The 17,929-nt window shown below is 63.7% G+C and carries 13 protein-coding genes and 1 pseudogene; 9 read left to right on the forward strand and 5 right to left on the reverse strand.

The features are described from left to right. Positions 1 to 4: 4 nt before the first annotated feature. From YY7_RS0107340 to YY7_RS50955, 3 genes are all read left to right on the forward strand, one after another. Positions 5 to 1,405 (forward strand): 8-oxoguanine deaminase, encoded by a 1,401-nt coding sequence (locus YY7_RS0107340; RefSeq protein ID WP_028162676.1) that lies wholly within the window; start codon positions 5 to 7, stop codon positions 1,403 to 1,405. A gap of 29 nt (positions 1,406 to 1,434) precedes the next feature. Further along, a complete protein-coding gene (locus YY7_RS0107345) occupies positions 1,435 to 2,292 on the forward strand; it encodes an aromatic ring-hydroxylating oxygenase subunit alpha (protein ID WP_028162677.1) in 858 nt (285 codons plus the stop codon). 289 nt (positions 2,293 to 2,581) lie between these two features. After that, positions 2,582 to 4,909, forward strand: a complete 2,328-nt coding sequence (locus tag YY7_RS50955; protein WP_051396579.1) for a mechanosensitive ion channel domain-containing protein — start codon at positions 2,582 to 2,584, stop codon at positions 4,907 to 4,909. A gap of 211 nt (positions 4,910 to 5,120) precedes the next feature. On the opposite strand, the gene YY7_RS60120 is transcribed toward YY7_RS50955, so the two are convergent. Beyond that, positions 5,121 to 5,294, reverse strand: a complete 174-nt coding sequence (locus YY7_RS60120) for a hypothetical protein (RefSeq protein ID WP_155255071.1) — start codon at positions 5,292 to 5,294, stop codon at positions 5,121 to 5,123. A 100-nt stretch (positions 5,295 to 5,394) separates the two neighbouring features. Here YY7_RS60120 and YY7_RS0107355 point away from each other — a divergent pair, with 100 nt between their 5' ends. From YY7_RS0107355 to YY7_RS0107380, 6 genes are read left to right on the forward strand one after another with little or no spacing between them, the layout of a single operon-like run. Beyond that, positions 5,395 to 6,348 (forward strand): ABC transporter permease, encoded by a 954-nt coding sequence (locus YY7_RS0107355; protein ID WP_028162678.1) that lies wholly within the window; start codon positions 5,395 to 5,397, stop codon positions 6,346 to 6,348. Further along, complete coding sequence (locus tag YY7_RS0107360; RefSeq protein WP_080663615.1) at positions 6,345 to 7,244, forward strand: ABC transporter permease; 900 nt, start codon at positions 6,345 to 6,347, stop codon at positions 7,242 to 7,244. The genes YY7_RS0107355 and YY7_RS0107360 overlap by 4 nt, the downstream gene beginning before the upstream one ends. Before the next feature lie 41 nt (positions 7,245 to 7,285). Further along, complete coding sequence (locus YY7_RS0107365; RefSeq protein WP_028162680.1) at positions 7,286 to 8,992, forward strand: ABC transporter substrate-binding protein; 1,707 nt, start codon at positions 7,286 to 7,288, stop codon at positions 8,990 to 8,992. Between the two features lie 10 nt (positions 8,993 to 9,002). After that, the gene (locus tag YY7_RS0107370; RefSeq protein WP_028162681.1) at positions 9,003 to 9,995 is read left to right on the forward strand and encodes an ABC transporter ATP-binding protein; all 993 of its coding nucleotides are present in this window, start codon (positions 9,003 to 9,005) and stop codon (positions 9,993 to 9,995) included. Next, complete coding sequence (locus YY7_RS0107375) at positions 9,988 to 10,986, forward strand: ABC transporter ATP-binding protein (RefSeq protein WP_028162682.1); 999 nt, start codon at positions 9,988 to 9,990, stop codon at positions 10,984 to 10,986. The genes YY7_RS0107370 and YY7_RS0107375 overlap by 8 nt, the downstream gene beginning before the upstream one ends. Then, positions 10,986 to 12,248, forward strand: coding sequence for a TetR/AcrR family transcriptional regulator (locus YY7_RS0107380; protein WP_028162683.1), 1,263 nt, complete (start codon positions 10,986 to 10,988; stop codon positions 12,246 to 12,248). The genes YY7_RS0107375 and YY7_RS0107380 overlap by 1 nt, the downstream gene beginning before the upstream one ends. 218 nt (positions 12,249 to 12,466) lie before the next feature. Here the strand turns inward: YY7_RS0107380 and YY7_RS0107385 are convergent. The 4 genes and pseudogenes from YY7_RS0107385 to YY7_RS0107400 form a co-directional block, all read right to left on the reverse strand. Then, a pseudogene (locus YY7_RS0107385) lies at positions 12,467 to 13,402 on the reverse strand (sensor histidine kinase); the annotation flags it as partial. A gap of 427 nt (positions 13,403 to 13,829) precedes the next feature. Continuing rightward, on the reverse strand, positions 13,830 to 14,522 hold the full coding sequence (locus YY7_RS0107390; RefSeq protein ID WP_028162685.1) for a response regulator transcription factor: 693 nt from the start codon (positions 14,520 to 14,522) through the stop codon (positions 13,830 to 13,832). 202 nt (positions 14,523 to 14,724) lie between these two features. Beyond that, positions 14,725 to 15,333 (reverse strand): hypothetical protein, encoded by a 609-nt coding sequence (locus YY7_RS62985; RefSeq protein ID WP_028162686.1) that lies wholly within the window; start codon positions 15,331 to 15,333, stop codon positions 14,725 to 14,727. Positions 15,334 to 15,482: 149 nt separating this feature from the next. Beyond that, positions 15,483 to 17,804, reverse strand: coding sequence for a Tex family protein (locus YY7_RS0107400; RefSeq protein ID WP_028162687.1), 2,322 nt, complete (start codon positions 17,802 to 17,804; stop codon positions 15,483 to 15,485). Between the last annotated feature and the right edge of the window lie 125 nt (positions 17,805 to 17,929).

The following is a 17,929-nucleotide window of genomic DNA, read 5'->3' on the forward strand; positions in this document are numbered from 1 at the left end:
GCTTATGTCGACGCTGCTTGTCAAGAACATCGATCACCTCGCGACGTTCGACGACGCCAATCGCGAGATCAAAGGCGGCGCGCTGTTCGTGCGCGACAATGTGATCGAAGCGGTCGGCAGCAATGCGGAGCTGGCGCATCTTGCCGCTGACGAGGTACTCGATCTTTCCGGCCACCTGGTGATGCCCGGCATGGTCAACACCCATCATCACATGTACCAGAACCTGACACGGGTGATGGTGCAGGACGATGAATTGTTCGTCTGGCTGACCACGCTCTATCCGATCTGGGCCGAGCTCGATGACGAGGCGATCTATGTCTCCGCTCGCGTCGCGATGGCCGAATTGATCGCCTCGGGCTGCACCACCAGCTCCGACCATCTCTATATCCAGCCCAATAATGTCCGGCTCGACAGCACGATCCAGGCGGCGCAGGAGCTGGGCCTGCGCTTCCACGCCGCGCGCGGCGCGATGTCCCGCGGCAAGAGCCAGGGCGGACTGCCGCCGGACAATTGCGTCGAGAAGGAAGAGGATATCCTGAAAGACGCCGAGCGGCTGATCCAGACCTATCACGACCCGAGCCGGCACGCGATGAGCCGGATCGTGCTCGCGCCCTGCTCGCCCTTCTCGGTGACACCGGGCCTGATGAAGGAAGCCGCTCAGCTTGCACGCGGCCACAAGGCCGTGCACCTGCACGCGCATCTCGCCGAAGACCTCGACGAAGAGGTTTATTGCCGCGATATCTACGGCATGCGGCCGGTGGAATTCGCCGGCTCGGTCGACTGGCTGGGGCCGGACGTCTGGTTCGCGCACGCCATCTTCCTCGACAGCAACGAGATCAAGACCTTCGCCGAGACCGGCACCGGCATGGTGCATTGCCCCTCCGCCAACATGCGGTGCGGCCAGGGGATCGCAAAAATCCGCGAGATGCGTGACGCCGGCGTCACCTGCGGGCTCGGCGTCGACGGCTCCGCCTCCAACGACACCTCGAACCTCTTCCTCGAGGCGCGATTGGCGCAGATGCTGCAGCGGGTCGCGCCGCACCGCTATCTCTCCGAGGCGCCGGGCGGCCGCGGCGGGTTCGGCGGCAGCCCGAAGGCGCTGTCCGCACGCGAGGCGCTGGACATGGCGACGCGCGGCGGCGCCAGACTGCTCGGCCGCGACGATATCGGCTATCTCGCGCCCGGCATGAGCGCGGATTTCATCGCGATCAGATTGAACCAGCTCGGGCTCTCCGGCACCCAGCGCGATCCGCTCGCGGCGATGATCATGTGCGGCCCGTTCAAGGTGGACTATTCCTTCATCAACGGCCGCAACATCATCCGCCGCGGAGAATTTGTGCATCACGACGTCGAGGCCTCGCTTGCGGATCACGCGAAGATCATGCAACGAATCTACCGGCAATAGCCCCACCGCAACGAAGCGGAGCTTGCACCATGAACGGCAACATCGACCCCGGCACGCTGAACCAGTGGTATGTGCTGGATGCGCTCAGCGACATCCCGGCATCGCCGCGGCGCAATCGGCTGCTCGGCGTTGAGCTGACCACGCTCCGCGACGCAGATGGCGCGGTCGTCGTCTCGGCGGAAGACCGCGACGATCCGCTGCCGGTACGCGAGCGTTACGGCTACCTCTGGACCACGCTCGGAAAGCCCGATCGCGACGTGTTGCCGCTTCCCGAAGCTGACGAAGCGGACCGGCGGCATATCGTCTGCGGCGCGGTCTCGGTGCACGCTTCGGGCCTGCGCATCGTCGAGAACTTCCTGGACATGGCGCATTTCCCGTTCGTCCACACCGACATCCTCGGCGCCGAGCCGCACACCGAGGTGCGCCACTACACGACGGAGATCCGCCGCGACGTCGACGAAGTCTGGGCCACCGACTGCGAATTCTTCCAGCCGCAGGCGGCGCTATCGGCAAGCGATGGCATTGTCACGCAATATATCTACCGGGTCGCCGCCCCCTTCGCGACGCTGCTCTACAAGACCTGCCCGAATGCCGCCGATCGCTGGGACGTGATCTGCCTGTTCGTACAGCCGCTCGACCCCGACCATTGCCGCGCCCACCCGGTGGGGTTCCTGATCGACGACACCTCAGAACTCGCCGATCTCATCCAGTTCCAGCAGATGATCTTCCTGCAGGACCGCATCATCCTGGAAAACCAGCGCCCGCGGCTGCTGCCGCTGGAACCGCGCGCGGAAATCCCGACCCGGGCGGATGCGTCCTCCGTGGTATACCGGCGTTGGCTGAAGGAAAAAGGCGTCGTCTACGGAACTACGCTCGGGGCGGCGTAGTGGCAGGGCTTTCTGCAGCGGCATTTTCGTAGGGGTACTGGAACATCTTGTGACTAGAGCGTTTTCGGTTCTGATCGCATCAGAACCGAAGCTCTAGATTCTTGCTTTGACGCGTTTTCTTCACGCGAACCGGTGTCCACCCTCGGATCAAGTCCGAGGGCATGCTTCGCTCGAAAACGCTCTATGCATTGGCAGGTAGTGAGCCGCCTGTCACAGGCATGCCAAACTATGGCCGTACCCGCGTTAAATACACGCGATTCCCGCCACCCCTCATCATCGCAGCGTTTTCATGCCGAGCAACTGTCTCCGACTCATCACGATTGCGCTCACCTGTCTGCTGCTGATGTCGCCTGCGCGAGCGCAGATGATGATCCCGAACACGTCGCCGCCGCCTCCGCCGCAGCCGTCAGCAGCGGCGCAGGCGCAAGCGACGCTGGATATCCTGCAGGACGACCAGAAGCGGGCTCAGCTCATCCAGACGCTGCAGACCATTGCGAAGGCGTCGTCCTCCGGTGCGCCCGCGCAGCCGCCCTCTTCGGCCTCATCCCCAGCTTTCGCCGACAATCTCGGCGTCCAGCTTCTCGCCGAAGTCTCGGACTGGTTCGGCGACGTCTCGGACCAGCTCGCCACCGCGGCCCGCGCGGTGTCCGATTTTCCGATGATCTGGGGCTGGCTGGTCAATCTCACCACCAATCCGTACATGCAGCAGATGCTGCTCGACACAGCGTGGCGGCTCGTGCTCGTCATCGCCTGCGCTTTCATGGCGGAATGGATCATCCGCCGCGCGATCCGGCGTCCGCTCAACGCCATCGACCGCTACATTCCATTGCGCGCGCGGCATATCGATACCGTACGGGATCCGAGTGCGGCCAACGAAACGCAGCCGGTCCGGCGCTGGCATGCAACGCTCACCTACGCCTGGCAACTCGCCATCCGGCTTCCCTTTGCATTGGCGCGGCTGTTCCTGGACCTGCTGCCGGTGGTCTGCTTCGCGGCGATCGGCAATCTCCTGCTCGCAACCGACATCGGCCGGGCGCCGACGCCGCGCGTCGTGATCCTGGCAATGGTCAATGCTTACGTGATCTACCGCAGCATCCTCGCCGTCACCGCGGCGGTGATGTCGCCGGTCTCCAGCCAGCCTAGCCTGTTCATCATCCGCGACGAGGCCGCCGCCTATCTCGACATCTGGTGGCGGCGGATCGTCGCCTTCACGGTGTTCGGCATCGCCCTCGCCAACATCGCGCTGCTGCTCGGCCTGTACCGCCCGGCCTATCACGCGGTGGTCCGGCTGGTGATGCTGGTGGTGCACCTGTTCGTGGTCGTCATCATCCTGCAATGCCGCCGCAGCGTCGCCGACTGGATCCGGGCGCCGGAGGGCGCGCGCGGCCCGCTCGTGGTGATGCGCAACCGTTTCGCCGACGTCTGGCACATTCTCGCGATCGTCCTCGACCTCGCGCTATGGACCGTGTGGGCGCTGCGGGTGCAGAACGGCTATGCGCTGCTGTTCCGCTATTTCGTCGCCAGCATCGCCGTGCTCCTGATCGCGCGGCTGGCGTCGATCGCGATGATGGCGGCACTGGACCGCGTGTTCCGCATTAGCCCGGAGTTCACCCGCCAGTTTCCGGGCCTCGAAGCACGCGCCAACCGGTATTTCCCGGCATTGCGCAGCATCGTCTCAGGCGTCATCGCTGTCATCACCGTGATCGCGCTGCTCGAGGTCTGGGGCCTGGATGCGGCGGCATGGTTCACCAGCGACCATATCGGCGGACGCCTGCTATCGGCGCTGATCACGGTCGCGATCGCCGGCGTGGTTGCGCTTGCGATCTGGGAAGCGGTCAATGCCGCTGTCGAGCAGCATCTGCTGCAGCTGTCGCGCGAAGGACGCTACGCCCGCGCGGCGCGGATGCGCACCTTCCTGCCGATGCTGCGCACGACGCTGCTGTCGATCATCCTCACCGTCGTCGCGCTGACGGCGCTGAGCCAGCTCGGCGTCAACATCGCCCCGCTGCTCGCCGGCGCCGGCATCGTCGGCATCGCCATCGGCTTCGGCTCGCAGAAACTGGTGCAGGACGTCATCACCGGGCTGTTCCTCCTGCTCGAGAACGCAATGCAGGTCGGCGAGTTCGTCACCGTGTCGGGCCTGTCCGGTGTTGTCGAGAATCTCTCGATCCGCACCATCCGGCTGCGCGCCGGCGACGGCTCCGTACACATCATCCCGTTCAGCTCGGTGACATCAGTCACCAACACCAACCGCGGCATCGGCAATGCCTCGGTCAGTGTCAACGTGGATTACAAGGAAGATCCCGATCGCGTCGGCGCCGTGCTGAAGGAGATCGGCGCCGAGCTGCGCAAGGATCCCGCATTCCAGCACATGATCCGCGGCGATCTCGACCTCTGGGGCGTCGACAAGGTCGATGCCACCATGACGACCATCGTCGGGCAGATCCAATGCACGGACTCCGGACGCTGGCCGGTGCAGCGTGAGTTCTACCGGCGGATGAAGAAGCGCTTCCACGAGCTCAACATCCAGATCGCCCGGCCACCGCAGACGATGCTCGTGCTGCAGTCGCCTTTCGAGCGGAAGGACGAGCCACGCGGCGCGGAAGCCGCGGAGTAGCCGCGGCGATATTCCGCGCAACAGCATGATCCGAGCCGATCGGATCGGTTGCGCATAGCAAGCCTCCCCCTCTCCGATCGCGAGAGCCCGCCAACCGGTCGCGCCAAGGGCGCGCCCGGTGGCGCGCGTGAGGAGTAACGCTCGCTCGTAGGACCTCTTCTTCACCCTTCCTGATCGAGTCACACTGCGGCCACGAGCCGCATCTGCATTTTCAAAAAACGAGTATGTTAGCTGCCAGCGAGCTTGGAAGCAGCCGCCGCTCGACGAAGGCTGTTGCAAGCGCGCCGACCGGTGATACGATCCAATCAATAGTGAGGAAACGACAGAAATTGCCGCGTTGCAACGCAAGCTGAGCGGCAAATTTCTCCTCACGAAAAATCGGCAACAGACCGATTGCAAGAGGGAGGACTGCAAGGTGAAGCCAGCGAACACTCTTTTCGAACTTTCGGCATGCTTGATGGCTGCTACGATCAGCGGGTAGGCCCTTGTACGGCTACATTGTGCGCCGGCTGCTGGCGCTGATCCCCACGCTGCTGTTTGCGAGTCTGATCGTGTTCGCCACGGTACGGATGATTCCGGGCGACGTGATCGACATGATGCTGAGCCAGAACGATCTGGCGGCCGACAAGCTGAGCCGCGAGCAGCTCGTTCAAGCGCTCGGCCTCGACAAGCCCATGGCCGAACAATACCTGATCTGGATCGCCGGCATCTTGAAAGGCGATTTCGGCCGCTCGCTCTGGCAATCGACTCCGGTCCTGGAACTCGTCCTGCAGCGCCTGCCCGTCACCTTTGAGCTCGGCGTCATCGCGCTCGCGGTGGGTCTCGTGATCGCGCTGCCGATCGGCGTCTACTCCGCCGTCCGGCAGGACACGGTGGGAGATTTCGTCGCGCGCTCGTTTTCGATTCTTTTACTGGCCGTGCCGAGCTTCTGGATGGGCACCATGGTGATGGTGTTCCCATCGATCTGGTGGGGCTGGTCGCCCGAAGTGAACTATGTGAAGTTCGCCGACGACCCGATCCAGAATCTCAAGCAGATCATCGTGCCGGCCATGGTTCTCGGCGCGAGCTTGTCGGCCGTCACGATGCGCATGACGCGCACCATGATGCTGGAGGTGCTGCGCCAGGACTACATCCGCACCGCCCGCGCCAAGGGTCTCAACCAACGCCTCGTCATCATGCGCCACGCCTTGCGCAACGCGCTCATCCCGGTGATTACGCTGGTGGGTCTCCAGGCCCCCCTGCTGATCGGCGGCGCCATCATCATCGAGCAGATCTTCGTCATCCCCGGCATGGGGCTTCTCCTGCTCGAGGCGGTGAATCAGCGAGACTACCCGATCGTCACCGGCGTGTTCTTGACGGTGGGACTCGCAGTGATGCTCATCAACCTCATGGTCGACCTCAGCTACGGACTGCTCGATCCGCGAGTGAGGACCAGATGACGGCGATCGAACAGGCCAATCCCTCCGTCGGCCAGGAGACGAGACGCAACCCGGCGCTGCAGTTTCTGGGCCGCCTGTTCCGCGAGAAGCCGTTTGGTGCCGCGGCCGGGATCATCTTTCTGCTGTTCGTCTTTGCCGGCCTGTTCGCGGATGTGCTGGCGCCCTATGGCTTCAACGAGATCAATCCCATACAGCGGCTCAAGCCGCCGTCCTGGGCGCATCTCTTCGGCACCGACAATCTCGGCCGGGACCTGTTCTCGCGCTGCCTGTATGGCGCCCGCCTTTCGGTGATCATCGGTTTCTCGGCCGCGTTCCTTGCAACCGTGATCTCGGTGCTGATCGGCGCACTGACGGGCTATCTCGGCGGCCGCTTCGATCTGATCACGCAGCGATGCGTCGATGCCTACATGTCCTTTCCCGAACTCGTGATCCTGATCGCTGTCGTCTCCGTGGTCGGTCCGGGCATGCCGCAAATCATCGGCGTGTTGAGCCTTGCCTTCGGCATCGCCGGTTCGCGCATCATCCGTGGCGCCGTCGTCTCCGTGCGCGAGCACATGTATGTGCACGCCAGCCAGTCGATCGGCGCCTCCACCGGCCGCATCCTCTGGCGGCATATCCTGCCCAACATCATGCCGCCGATCATCGTGCTGTTCACCACCCGCGTCGGCGCCGTGATCCTCGTCGAGTCCGGACTGTCGTTCCTCGGGCTTGGCGTTCCGCCGCCGGCGCCGACCTGGGGCGGACTGCTGTCGGGCAGCGGCCGAACCTACATGTTCCAGGGTCCATGGCTGGCGCTGGCGCCGGGCCTCTGCCTGACCATCGTGGTCTATGCCACCAACGTCTTTGGCGATGCCCTGCGCGATCTGCTCGACCCGCGCATGCGCGGGTCGCGATAGAAGGCGGGCATACAAAACAAACAAAGAGGAGGGAGAGAAATATGAATCGGAAGACGACGTTCGGCAGTCTCGCGCGAGGTTTGGCCATCGCAGCTACGCTTGGCCTGTCCCAGTCGCCTGCCCTGGCGGACGAAAAGCCGCAAGTCGGCGGCACGCTCAACATCGGCATGGTCTACGTGACGCTGTCGCCGCTATCGTGGGATCCCGCCGACTGGACCTGGAAATTCCAGCAGGACACCGGGCTGATGTACGAGCAGCTCTTTGTCGGCGACCTTTCCAAGGCAAAGCGCAACGGCGGCAAATACAGCTTCGTGCCAGACGCCTGGCTGCCGAGCGACGCCGTCAAGGGCGAACTCGCGGAAAGCTGGGAATGGAAGGAAAATCCGCTCCGCGTCGAGGTCAAGCTCCGCAAGGGCGTGATGTTTCCCGAAAAGCCCGGCGTGATGGCCTCGCGCGAGCTCGTCGCCGACGACGTCGTGCAAAGCTACTACCGCCTCGACAAGAGCCCGAAGAAGGTCCCGACCTATTTCGATCATGTGCAGAAAGTCGAGGCGACGGACCCGCACACGGTTGTCTTTACCTTCAACAACTATCACGCCGAGTGGGATTACCGTTTCGGCCGGGGCTACTATTCCGGCATCGTGCCGAAGGAAGTGGTCGACGCCGGCGCCGGCAACTGGAAGAACGCCAACGGCACCGGCCCGTTCATGCTGACGGACTACATCCAGGGCAACGCCGTCACATTCTCGAAGAACCCGGTCTACTGGGACAAGGAAAAGATCGCCGGCCAGGAGTACAAGCTCCCGTTCGTCGACAAGATCGTCTATCGCACCATCAAGGACGAGGCCACGTTCCTCACCGCGCTGCGCACGGCCAAGCTCGACCTTCTCGAAGCGATCAGATGGACCGCCGTAGACGAATTGAAGAAGAGTGCGCCCCAATTGCAGTGGTCGCGTTCGCTCGGCACCGGCGGCACCTTCCTCGCCATGCGCGTCGACACCAAGCCGTTCGACGACATTCGCGTGCGGCGCGCGCTGAACATGGCGGTCAACAAGAAGGAGATCGTGGCTTCCTACTATAATGGCAATGCCGAACTGTTCGCCTATCCCATGCATCCGGATTACATCGGCTACTACGAGCCACTGGAAAGTATGCCCGACAGCGTGAAGGAGCTCTTCACCTACAATCCGGACAAGGCGAAGGCCTTGCTGAAGGAAGCCGGATATCCCAACGGCTTCTCCTTCAAGGTCCAGGTCTGTTCCTGCTCGCCGGATCACATGGATCTATTGCCACTGGTTGCGGCCTATCTGGAGAAAGTGGGTGTCAAGCTGGAGATCCAGCCGATGGAATATGGCGCCTTCCTCTCCGCCATGACGACGAAGACCAACGCCGCCGGCTATTTCATGCGCAACGGCCACACCAATCCCACGACGTCGATCCGCAAGAGCTTCGTCACCAAGCAGACCTGGAATCCGTCGCAATACTCCGATCCCGAATTCGACAAGAAGATGAATGAAGCCTACCTGGAGCGCGACGAGTCCAAGCGCCAGGAGATGATCAAGGCGCTCACGCGCGAGATCGTAGACAAGGCCCCCTATATCTGGCTGCCCGTCGACTACTTCTATACGGCATGGTGGCCGTGGGTGAAGAACTATGGCGGCGAACTGCGCGTCGGCTCCGAACGACCCGGTCCGATCCATGCTCGACTCTGGATCGATCAGGATCTCAAGAAGAAGCTTGGTTACTAGAGGCCTCGCAATGACGGCGGCAGCCAAACCTCTCCTCAGCGTACGCAACCTCGTGACCCGGTTCGGTCGCGGCCGGGGAGCGGTAACTGCCGTCGATGATGTCTCCTTCGATGTCGGCGTGGGAGAAACGGTGGCTGTTGTCGGCGAGTCGGGCTCAGGCAAAAGCGTGACCGCGCTGTCGATCCTGCGCCTGATTCCCTCGCCGCCCGGCCGGATCGAAAGCGGCGAGATACTGTTCGAAGGCACCGATCTCACCAAGCTTTCCGAGCGCGAGATCATGGAGATTCGTGGCAACCGAATCGCCATGATCTTCCAGGAGCCGATGAGCTCGCTCAACCCGGTGCTCACGGTGGGATTGCAGGTTGCCGAACCGATCAATGTCCATCGACGCAAGCCCTGGGATGCAGCGCTTGGTACCGCGAAACAACTGCTCGGCCGGGTGCGGATGTCGGATACGGAATCGCGGCTCCGCGCCTATCCGCATCAGTTCTCGGGCGGCATGCGCCAGCGCGCCATGATCGCGATGGCGCTGGCCTGCGAGCCGCGGCTGATCATCGCGGACGAGCCGACCACGGCGCTCGACGTCACGGTTCAGGCGCAGATCCTCGACCTGTTGAAGGATCTCGCGCAAGGTTCTCGCTGCTCGCTGATCCTGATCACGCACGACCTCGGAGTGGTCGCACGCTATGCCGACCGGGTCGTCGTGATGTATGCGGGGCGCGTGGTGGAACAGGCGCCCGCGCGCGAGCTTTACGCCAATCCCCGCCACCCTTATACGCGTGGCCTGATGGCATCGGTGCCGCGGCTCGACGGCGACACCAATAAGCGTCTGGTGCCGATCGACGGACAGCCGCCCAACCTCGCCCGGCTCCCGACAGGATGCGCGTTCGCGCCGCGTTGCAAGCAGGCTACCGACCTTTGCCACCGCGAGCGGCCGGCGCTTTCCGAAATCGGACCGCAACACCAAATCGCCTGCTGGCTGGAGACACCTGCACATGTCTGAGGCCGATGTCCTCCTCCGCGTCGACGATCTGCAGGTGCACTTTCCCGTGCACAAAGGCGCGGTGTTCCGCAAGCAAGTGGCGACGGTAAAGGCCGTCGACGGCGTCTCGTTCCAGTTGAAGCGCGGCGAAACGCTTGGCCTTGTCGGCGAAAGCGGTTGCGGAAAGTCGACAACGGGCCTTGCAATCCTGCGGATGCTGGAGCCGTCTGGGGGGCGCATCGAGTTCGAGGGCAAGGACATCACCCATTTCGATAAGTCCAGCCTGCGTCCGCTGCGCCGGCGCATGCAGATGGTCTATCAGGACCCCTTCGGATCGCTCAATCCGCGCATGAAGGTCCGCGACATCATCGGCGAACCGCTCGAGGTTCATGGCCTCGCGAACGACAGAAAGGCTTTTGATCAACGGATCGCGCAACTGATGCGGACGGTCGGGCTGCTGCCTGACATGGCCGACCGCTTTCCACACGAATTCTCCGGCGGCCAGCGACAGCGGATCGGCATCGCGCGCGCGCTGGCGCTCGAGCCCGCGCTGATTATCTGCGATGAGCCAGTCTCCGCGCTTGACGTGTCGATCCAGGCGCAGGTCGTGAACGTCTTCGTCGAGCTGCAGCAGCGGCTCGGAATGGCCTACCTCTTCATCGCCCACGACCTTGCCGTGGTCCGCCACGTCAGTGACCGCATCGCGGTGATGTACCTTGGCAGGATCGTCGAGATCGCGGCGCGGGACGAGATCTATCGGAAGCCCCTCCATCCTTATACCCAGGCGCTGTTGGCGGCCGTGCCGGTCGCCGATCCCGTGGTCGAGGCTACCCGCAAGCGCGTTCCGGTCTCGGGCGAGGTGCCGAGCGCGATGAATCCGCCGTCCGGCTGCCGCTTCCATACGCGCTGTCCGCTTGCGATGGATCGCTGCCGACACGAGGATCCTGCGCTGCGCGACCTCGGTGCCGGTCGGGCCGTCGCCTGCCACCTGCACGACATGGCCGCACAATAATGCCGTCCGAGAGGTCGACGCGGCGCGGTGATCCGGCTGCGTACACGCAAAAATACCTGAAGCGGCGCGAGGCGATCATCGGAACCTCGGCGCGCCTCTTCAACCGCGATGGCCTGAAGGGTGCCACCCTTGCCGAGATCGCTGGGGATGTCGGGCTGCTGACCCACAGCATCACCTATTACTATCGCCGCAAGGAGGATCTCGCGGCGGCCTGTCTGCTTGCGGCGATAGAGACAACCAAAACCGTGGTCCTCGACGCGGCACGGGAGAACCGGCCGGAAGACAGACTCCGCAGCTACGTATGCGGCTATGCCGATCTGTTGGCGGAGATCGCCACCGGCGCGCGGGACGAGCTGGTGTTCTTCAACGATATCCGCGCATTGACCGGATCTCATGCGCGTCGCGTATTCGACGCCTACAACGATCTGTTCCGCAGCGTGCGCTCGCTCCTTCCCGCCGGCGAGTCGGCGGACGATCGCCTGTCGCGAAATGCCCGGACCCACCTCCTGCTGTCGCTCGTTAATATGATGCGGGCGTGGATCTCACGCTATGAGCCGTCCGACTATCGGCCAGCGGCTGAACGGATGTCTGCGATCCTGATCGATGGCCTTGCCCGATCGCCCAAGTCCTGGCGGGAAGGCGCAGCGCCCGAGCTCGGTTGGCCGCGAGCCGCGACCGCACGGGATGTCGTTCCAGAGGCCTTCTTGCGCGCGGCCACCATGATGGTGAACGAACAGGGCTATCGCGGCGCATCGCTGGAGCGGATCGCGAGCAGCCTCAACCTGACCAAGGGATCGTTCTATCATCACTACGCGAGCAAGGACGAATTGATCATCGCCTGCTTCGAGCGAACCTTTGACGTGGTGCGGAGGATGCAGTCGCTCGCCATCGAGCGCAGCCCCTCCGGCTGGGCCCGCCTCTGCACGAGCGCGCGGGAACTCGTCCGCTTTCAACTGTCCGATCAGGGACCCCTGCTGCGGATCACCGCCTGGGGTGCGCTCCCGCTCGGCCAGCGCAAGGATGCCCAGGCCGGGCTCAACCGCCTCACCGAACGCTTCGGCAGGTTCATCGTCGAAGGAATGGAACAGGGTCAGGTTCGCGTGCTCGACGCCTCCATTGCCGCGCAGCTCGTGTCGACGATGGTCAATGCTGCATCGGAGTTGGAGCGGTGGACACCAGCGATCACGGCGGAGAACGCAGTTCGGCTCTACGTTCGTCCCCTCTTCACCGGTCTGTTGTCGACAGAGAATTCGCTCGGCTAGCGCATGATGAGTATTGTTTGAATCGGCGTGACCGCGGTTGTTCACCTCTCCCATAGGGAGAGGTCGGCGCGTAGCGCCGGGTGAGGGGTTACGGTTCCTCGATGGAGCTCATCCCCCTCACCCGGATCGCATCTCACGATGCGATCCGACCTCTCCCCGATGGGGAGAGGTAAGGCACTTCCGACGTGGCGCCAACTCGACCTTAATCTCATCATGCTCTAATTCGCTGGCGCTGAGAACCAGAGCTTGAACTGAACACCCGGTGACTGATCGAGCAGCTCGATCCGGGCGCCATGGAGGTGGGCCACGGCGGCGACGAGGCTCAGTCCAAGGCCGTTTCCAGGCGTGTAGCGGCTCTGCTCGAGCCGGTAAAACCGCTTGAAGACGTGGTCGCGTTCGCCGGGAGGAATTCCGGGCCCGTCATCGGTGATCGCAATGACGGCCTCCTCATCGACGTTTTCGCAGGCAACGACGATCTTGCCACCGGCGCGACCGTGCTTGATGGCATTGTCCACGAGGTTGGCGATGGCATCGAACAACAGATCGCGGTCGCCGGTCACCCGCACCTCGCGGTCGCCAGTGATGGAGAGATCGGTACCGTCGCGCTCCGCCGCGGCGTCATAGAGTTCCACGACCTCGCTTGCGATCTCGACCAGGTTCACGTTGCGAAACGCACCCTTGCGCACCTGGGTCTCGATGTGCGCGATCCGCGTGATCGAGGAGAACATCCCCAGGACGGCATCGAGGTCCGCGATCGTGTCGCCGATCAGCGCTAGATCTTTCTCGCCGATACGTTCGCCGTGATAGGCCTTCTCCAGCCGTCCGCGCATCCGGGTGAGCGGTGTCCGCAGATCATGGGCGACATTGTCGCTCACCTGCTTGACGTCTCCCATCAAGGCCTCGATGCGGTCGAGCATCAGGTTCAGGTTCTCCGCTACACGATCCCATTCGTCATGGCTGCCGCGCAGCGGAATGCGCTTGTCGAGGCCACTTTGCATGATAGCCCGGCTGGTGGCGTTGATCTCTTCTATTCGTCCCACTGTCCGCTGCGTGACCAGGATGCTCGCCACCACCGCAACCACGAACATCAGGAAAATGATTGCAATCACCGCCGCCCAGATCTTGGCGGCAAAGCTGTCGAGGTCGCTGATGTCAGTTCCTACCAGCAGACGATCGCCGCCCGGCAGCGTTGCAGACATGGCACGAAACCGCGATTGGCTTGCGGCATCCGGCGCACGAGGGGCATGAAACTCCGTCCATCCCTGCGCAGTCGTGGCCGCCGAAGGCCATTTGTCGAGATTCCCGGCGAGAACGGCGGACGCATGATCGACCAGAAGATACAGTTTTTCTGCGGAACTGCTGTCGGCCACCCGGTTTCGGATCAGCTCAATCAATTCCTTGCGTCCTGATCGCTCGTAAGCGCCGAGCAGGCCGGAATATTCGGCCATGATGGCCTGATCTGATCGGCTGCGCACGAAAGAGGCGGTCGACAGATAGACATAGGCGAAGATGGCGGCGGCGATTACGCCAAAGGTCACGATCGCGGCCAGCGCCAGCTTGAAGGTCGTCGACCTCAGGGTATCAGCCAGGAGCACGGAGACAGTACCCCATGCCGCGGACGGTATGGATCAACGGATAGGCCTGCTGGTCGTCGACCTTGCGACGCACGCGTCCGACATAGACGTCGATGATATTGGTCGAGGGATCGAAGTGGAGATCCCACACGTGCTGCAGCAGCATCGCGCGGGAGACAACGCGGCCTTCGTTGCGGACCAGATACTCCAGAAGCTGGAATTCCCGCGGAAGCAGTGGAATGGCCTTGCCGCCGCGGTTGGCGGTGCGCGAGATCAGGTCGATGGCGAGATCGCCGACCCGCAGAATGGTGTCCTTGGCGATGGTCTCGCTGCGCCGGCCAAGCGCTTCCAGCCGCGCCAGCAATTCGACAAAGGAGAAGGGCTTGACCAGATAATCATCGCCGCCGGCGCGCAGGCCACGGACCCGATCATCGACCTCGCCGAGCGCGCTGATGATCAGGAAGGGAGCAGCGACGCCACCGTCGCGCAATTGACGCATGACCGTGAGGCCATCGATGTCGGGAAGCATGCGGTCGATCGTGATCACGGCATGATCGCGAGACGTGCCGCGCCGCAGCGCTTCGTTGCCGCTCGCGGCCAGATCCACCTCATAGCCGCTGCTCGTGAGTTGCTCGGCGAGTTGGCCGGCAGTTTCCGCGTCGTCCTCGACGACGAGAATGCGGCGATGACCTGCCGTCATGGTGTTCTTCCGAATGACTGGCCACGAACGCGCGGCGTTCCTGCAGTCCAGGACGTCGCGCAGCTGGCTTTGTCGGAGACGCTCATCGTACTCCGATGGTTGCGCGGGACGGCTCACATGAATGTGACGGTCACCCAAGGCCCACCCGGCGAGGCCGCGCCGGAAGGTGCCGTGTCGCGCTCATCACACCGTGGTTCGGCAGTCAGTAGTAACCGTCGTACCCGCAGACGTTGACCCACCGCAGCCCATAGCCCGTCCACACTTGGGTCCAGCAGTCGTCGTAGTAGCCAGCGTAGGCGGCGTAGCCGAAGGGCACGCCGATGAACGCAAAGCGATTGAAGCGGTTGCGGAAGAAGCGGTTATGGAAGCCATGCCGGAAGGCTGCGCTTCGAAAAGCTGCGCCTCGAAAGCCGGGGCTCGCGAAGCGCGGCGCGAATGCAGCATTCGCATTCGCGAACCGCGCACCGGCAAACCGCCCACCCACAAAACGCGGTCCTCCGCCGATGGCGCCGAAACGAGGACCGCCGCCGATAGCGGCAAAACGCGGTCCTCCGCCCATGCCGCCGAAGCGCGTTCCTCCGCCTATGGCGTGCATCCCGCCTCCGAAGCCGCCGCCGCGGAAACCTCCGGCCATACCACCGCCGCGGAAGCCTCCGCCCATGCCGCCGCCGTGAAAGCCGCCGCCCATGCCGCCGCCATGGAAGCCACCGCCGCCGCCCCCGAAGCCACCGCGAGCGAAGGCCGGCGACGCGAACGCAAGCGCGGTCGTGAGCGCACCCGCGATAAGGGAATTGACGAGCTTGCTCTTCATCCCGATTCCTCCCTGGTTGAATTGCAGCGACGCATCGCGTCGCAACAGGAGAACGATCAGGAGAGCTAAAAGCTCCTTCAACTTCAACTGACAAAGGCGACAGATTCTGACACGGAAGTTAGCTTCCGTGTCAGACTAAGCAGTTCCGCTCAGCGTAACGGCTTGCCGTTCTTCTCGCTGGCGCGGCGGAAGGCGTCGGCGAAGGCGTTGCCGGGTTGTTCTTGCTTGCGCGGGGCGGAGGACGTCATTGGCCCGCGAACACGGTCGCTCGACGAGCCCTTCGAATCCTTCTTGCCGGTCTCATCATCGAGCCGCAGCGTCAGCGCGATGCGCTTGCGGGCGACTTCGACGTCGAGCACCTTCACCTTGACGATGTCGCCGGGTTTGACGACCTCGCGTGGATCCTTGATGAAGGTCCTGGACATCGCCGAGATGTGCACCAGACCGTCCTGATGCACGCCGATATCGACGAAGGCGCCGAAGGCGGCGACATTGGTGACGGTGCCCTCGAGGATCATGCCGACTCTGAGGTCCTTGATCTCCTCGACGCCTTCCTTGAACACCGCGGCCTTGAACGCCGGACGGGGATCGCGGCCGGGCTTTTCCAGTTCGCGCAGGATGTCGGTGACCGTCGGCAGACCAAAGGTCTCGTCCACGAACGACTGCGGCTTCAACTGGCGCATGATCTCGCTGTTGCCGATCAGAGCCTTGATGTCGCTCTTGGTCGCCGTGAGAATCCGGCGCACCACCGGATAGGCCTCGGGGTGCACGCCCGAGGCATCGAGCGGATCCTCGCCGTCGTTGATGCGCAGGAAGCCCGCGCATTGCTCGAAGGCCTTCGGCCCCAGCCGCGGCACCTCCTTCAGCGCCTTGCGCGACTTGAACGGGCCATTCGAGTCGCGGTGCTGCACGATGCTTTGCGCCAAGCCCGGGCCGATGCCCGACACCCGCGACAGCAGCGGCACGGAGGCGGTGTTGACATCGACGCCGACGGCATTCACGCAGTCTTCCACGACGGCGTCGAGCGAGCGTGCGAGCTTGCTCTCGCCGAGATCGTGCTGATACTGGCCGACGCCGATCGCCTTGGGATCGATCTTCACGAGTTCGGCGAGCGGATCCTGCAGGCGCCGCGCGATCGACACCGCGCCGCGCAGGGTGACGTCGAGCCCCGGTAGTTCCTCGGATGCATAGGCCGAAGCCGAATAGACCGAAGCGCCGGCCTCCGAGACGACGATCTTCGTCATATTCAGGTCCGGCAGCCGCTTCACCAGTTCGGTTGCGAGCTTATCGGTCTCGCGCGAGGCGGTGCCGTTGCCGATCGCGATCAGGTTGACGCGGTGCTGAATCGCGAGCTTGCCGAGGATCGCGAGCGCCTCATCCCACTGGCGCTGCGGCTCGTGCGGATAGACCGCTGTCGTCGCCAATACCTTGCCGGTCGCATCGACGACGGCGACCTTGACGCCGGTGCGATAGCCGGGATCGAGCCCCATGGTGACGCGCGCGCCGGCCGGCGCCGCCAGCAGCAGGTCGCGCAGGTTGGAAGCGAACACCCGCACGCCTTCGGTCTCCGCCGCGGTCCACAGCCGCATGCGCAGGTCGATGTTGAGATGCACCTGGATCTTGGTGCGCCACGCCCAGCGCACGGTTTCGATCAGCCATTTGTCGCCGGGACGGCCGAGATCGGAAATGGCGAAGCGCTTCATAATCTTCAATTCGTAAGCGCTGGGCACGCCAGCCACCGGCGGCTCAGCCTCCGGCTGCATCTGCAGATCGAGAATCTCCTCCTTCTCGCCGCGGAACAGCGCCAGGATGCGGTGCGACGGCAGCTTGTGCAGCGGCTCGCTGAAGTCGAAATAGTCCTTGAACTTTTCGCCCTCGGTCTTCTTGCCCTTGCGCACGGTCGAGACCATGCGCGCGTTCGCCCACACCTCCTCGCGCAGCGCGCCGATCAGATCGGCATCCTCGTCGAAGCGCTCGACCAGGATCGCGCGCGCGCCTTCCAGCGCCGCGGCCACGTCGGCCACCCCCTTGTCGGCATCGACAAAGGCTGCCGCCTGCGCTTTCGGATCATGCTGCGGCTGCGTCATCAACAGCTCGGACAACGGTTCGAGCCCGGCTTCCTTGGCGATCTCGGCCTTGGTGCGGCGCTTCGGCTTGTAGGGAAGATAGATATCCTCGAGACGCGCCTTGTTGTCGGCAGCCATGATCTGCGCTTCGAGCGCGGCATCGAGCTTGCCCTGCTCGCGGATCGAATTGAGGATCGCGGTGCGGCGCTCCTCGAGTTCGCGCAGATAGGTGAGCCGTTCTTCCAGCGTGCGCAACTGCGCGTCATCGAGCGCGCCGGTCAATTCCTTGCGATAGCGGGCAATGAACGGCACCGTGGCGCCGCCGTCGAGCAGCGTGACGGCCGCCTCGACCTGCTGCTCGCGCACGCCAAGCTCTTGCGCAATCTGCTGATGAATCTTTGCCACGCAATTCCCCTGAACAACTTCGACGCAACCGAACCGCCGGTCGCGAGGCGCCGCTTATGGACCATGCCCGCCGATTTGATCAAGCGGCGGTGAGAGACAGTTCACAAGCGCGGCCCGCGCGAACG

The organism is Bradyrhizobium elkanii WSM2783, assembly GCF_000472865.1.
Classification (GTDB): domain Bacteria; phylum Pseudomonadota; class Alphaproteobacteria; order Rhizobiales; family Xanthobacteraceae; genus Bradyrhizobium; species Bradyrhizobium elkanii_A.